Genomic DNA, 3657 nt, shown 5'->3' with positions numbered 1-3657 from the left:
ACAGGCTCTCACCGACACCGAGGGGACCGACCGGCATGCCGAACACCGTCCACACCACCCGGATCGCGGCGCCAGCGCCGGCCGTCCACGCGCTCATCGCCGATGTGACCGTCTGGCCGCTGATGTTCGAGCCGAACATCCACACCGAGTACGTCGCCCAACGACTACGACTACGCCGCCCCGAAGAGCGAGAAGGCCGCCGAGCACCGCAGGCGGTTCGTCTCCCGGAAGTACCGCACCGCCCACCCAGTGGTCCGCGTCCACCCCGAGACCGGGGAACGGGGGCTGTTCATCGGCGGGTTCGCCCAGAGCATCGTCGGGCTCGGCCCGTCCGACTCCCGGGACCTGCTGCGGCTGTTCCAGTCGTACGTCACCCGTCCGGAGAACATCGTGCGGGTGGCCTGGCAGCCTGGCGACCTCGTGCTGTTCGACAACCGCATCACCCAGCACTACGCCCCCGACGACTTCGGCGACCTGCCGCGCCTGCTGCACCGCGTGACCGTCGCCGGCGATGTCCCCGCGGGAGTCGACGGCACCCTCAGCCATGCCGTCGAGGGCGACGACGCCTCCCACTACACGCCGGCCACGGCATGAGAGCCGGCCGCCGGGCGAGGACAGCGTCCCCCGCCCGGCGGCCGTCACTCATGCGCGGCGTCCGATGCGGCGCAGCAGCACGATGCCGGCGATGACCAGGACCGATCCGGCCGCTGCCGGCCACAGCTTCGCGCCGGTGTCGGCGAGGCTGCCGCCCACCGTCTGCGGCGCGGTGCCGTTCGCCTGGGACTGGTCGGCGCCGACGGCGGCCTGGGACTGGGTCGGCGTGGCCGTCGCCGTTCCGACCTCTTCGGCCGGGGCCTCGGCGGTAGGGGTCGGGGACGGGGTGGCGTAGGTCTTCGGCCGGTCGGCGGGGGCGTCGGCGGTCGGGGTGTCGTCCGCCGGGTCCTCGGTGCTCGGAGTGGCGGCCGGCGGCGCCTCGGTCGCGGGCTCCGTCTGTCCACCGTCGTCACCGGACGGCTCCGGGTTCTGCGGCTCCTCGGGCTGCTCGGGCTCCTGGGGCTCTCCCGGCTGCTGCGACTGCTCGGGCTCCTGGGGCTCCTCAGGCTGCTGCGGCTCTTCCGGCTGCTGGGGCTCCTCCGGCAGCGCACCGCCGTCGCACTGCCGGCCCTCGTTGATGCAGTCGACCATCTCCCGCATCAGGTCCTCGTCGAAGACGTTGATGAAGTCCCCGTGGTCCGTGACCGGCTTGTGCAGCTGCTCCGGGAAGGAGTCGACCGCGAAGAGCGGATTCGTACGGCCGCCGTCGTCCAGGCTCGGGGCGTCCACGTCGTAGACGATCCGCTGGACCAGTTGCGGGATGGCCTGGAAGCCGCCCGGGCAGGAGCCGTCGGCCGCCGCGAACGCCACGTGGGTGCGGTGGTTGGCGCTGTCGATGTTGCGGCCGTCCCAGCAGCTCTGGAACTTGAACGTACGGACGACGTCGCTGCCTTCGGGACACAGCGGGTACTTGTCCTTCAACTGCCGGTCCTCGAAGCCGGTGCAGCTCCATGACGCGTTGGCGTTGGCCGTGCCGTTGACGAAGGCCTTGGCGTCGCCGGTGATGATGCGCAGCAGTCGGGGCATGGCGGTCACGTCGCCGGTCGGGCTGCCCTGGAAGGTCAGTGTGACCTCCTTGGGCGTGACGATCTCACCGGCGTTGCCCTCGATGCCGCCGCCGGGGGCGTCGGCGTCCTGTTCCTGGGTGCCGTTCTGCAGGCGCAGGACGGGCCAGTAGTACGAGGACTTGTCGCCCTGGTTCTCACAGCTGGTGTCGGCGGCGGCCAGGTCCTCGTCGCTGGCGAAGGCGTCGTTGGCCTGATTGCCGATGTAGTCGTGGAAGTGATGGGCGCCGTTGGAGACGCCCGGGGCGACGATGACGTTGTCGGAGTTGAACAGGCCGTTCTCGTTGACTCCGCAGCTGCTGGTGAAGGTGCCGCGGGAGGCGCCCTCTTGGGCGGCCGGGGCCTGGACGTTCGGCTGGATCGTGGTGATGTCGGCGAAGTCGGCGGCAACGGGACCGTTTCCGCCCTGGCCACCCTCCGGCTGCTCTTCGGGGACGCTCAGTTCGCAACCCGCCAGCGCTTCGAGCCCCTCGGGGCGCTGCCCCGCGTTTCCGATCGCGACGGCGATCCGCTCGATCGTCGCGCCCCGCTTCTCCTCCAGCGGGTTCATGATCGAGCCGTCGGTGAAGCCGGTGTCCTGCCGCTGTTCCGGTGTCGCCGCCCGTAGTTGCTGGTAGGCCTCGGCTATCTGGCCGTCCAGGGCGGCGAGTTCGTTGTCGACGTCCGTCCTGGCCGCGTCCGGAACCTCGGTCAACTCGGCACCCACATCGGGACAGTCGATGGTGGCCCCGCCGTTCTGCTGGGCCGATGTGCCGTCGCCGCCCTCGGTCGCCGAGGCGTAGATGTTGGTCGTCACCAGTCCGCCGCCACCCAGGATGAGCGCGACCGCGGCGAAGGTCGCTCGTCGTGGGCCGGTCGGGCGCCTGCGCGTATTGCGTCTCAAGGCAGTACTCCTACGTTCGTGGAGGGCGAGCGGACATACAAATCCCTCGCCCCATACGGACCTCGGCCCCGCCTTGTTCAAGCGCCCCACGGATTCATACGAACCTCTCAGGGAACGCCAGGTCACGGCACCCGGGCCGAATGGTCGCACACAACCACAAACGCATTTGGCCCGCGCCCACAACTATTGTTTCCGCTTGTAAGCGCCTGGCCGCTCCCCCAAGCGGGGACCCCGGCCATGGCCCTTCGAACAGGCGGGTTAGCATATGAGCACCGCCTAGCTCGAAAGAGACTTCTGTGACTGTCAACGACGACTCGTTCACCAACTGGAAGAACCGCGAGGAGATCGCGGAGTCGATGATCCCAATCATCGGGAAGCTGCACCGCGAGCGGGACGTGACGGTCCTGCTGCACAGCCGCTCCTTGGTGAACAAGTCGGTGGTCAGCATCCTGAAGACCCACCGGTTCGCGCGCCAGATCGCGGGCGAGGAACTGTCGGTCACCGAGACGCTGCCCTTCCTGCAGGCGCTCACCACGCTCGACCTCGGCCCGTCCCAGATCGACATCGGCATGCTCGCCGCGACGTACAAGTCCGACGACCGCGGTCTGTCCGTGGCGGAGTTCACCGCGGAGGCCGTCGCCGGCGCCACGGGTGCCAACAAGATCGAGCGCGGCGTCGGTCGTGATGTCGTCCTCTACGGCTTCGGGCGCATCGGCCGCCTCGTCGCCCGGCTGCTGATCGAGAAGGCGGGCTCGGGCAACGGGCTGCGGCTGCGCGCCATCGTCGTGCGCGGCGGTGGCGACCAGGACCTGGTCAAGCGGGCCTCGCTGCTGCGCCGCGACTCCATCCACGGCCAGTTCCAGGGCACGATCACGGTGGACGAGGAGTCCGGCACGATCTTCGCCAACGGCAACGCCATCAAGGTGATCTACGCCAACGACCCCTCCGAGGTCGACTACACGCAGTACGGCATCAACGACGCCATCCTCATCGACAACACCGGCAAGTGGCGGGACCGCGAGGGCCTTTCGCAGCACCTGCGCCCCGGCATCGACAAGGTCGTCCTGACCGCGCCCGGCAAGGGCGACGTCCCGAACATCGTGCACGGCGTCAACC

General features: G+C 69.4%; 2 protein-coding genes and 1 pseudogene. 2 read left to right on the top strand and 1 reads right to left on the bottom strand.

Features of this window, described 5'->3' with window-relative positions; translation table 11 throughout:
• Window positions 1-159: 159 nt before the first annotated feature.
• Window positions 160-594: pseudogene (locus H4N64_RS43890) on the top strand (TauD/TfdA dioxygenase family protein); the annotation flags it as partial.
• 48 nt (window positions 595-642) lie between these two features.
• Here the strand turns inward: H4N64_RS43890 and H4N64_RS43885 are convergent.
• Window positions 643-2541 carry a DUF1996 domain-containing protein gene (locus H4N64_RS43885; protein ID WP_186288221.1) on the bottom strand — a complete coding sequence of 633 codons (1899 nt, stop codon included), beginning with the start codon at window positions 2539-2541 and terminating at the stop codon, window positions 643-645.
• Between the two features lie 296 nt (window positions 2542-2837).
• Between H4N64_RS43885 and H4N64_RS43880 the strand changes: the two genes are divergently transcribed.
• Window positions 2838-3657 (top strand): glyceraldehyde 3-phosphate dehydrogenase NAD-binding domain-containing protein (locus H4N64_RS43880; RefSeq protein WP_336246983.1); only part of this gene is annotated, 820 nt, incomplete at its 3' end.

Source organism: Streptomyces cupreus, from assembly GCF_014257025.1.
In the GTDB taxonomy this organism is placed as follows: domain Bacteria; phylum Actinomycetota; class Actinomycetes; order Streptomycetales; family Streptomycetaceae; genus Streptomyces; species Streptomyces cupreus.
Note: the sequence above shows the minus strand (reverse complement) of the source record. Positions and strands in the feature narration are given on the sequence as shown.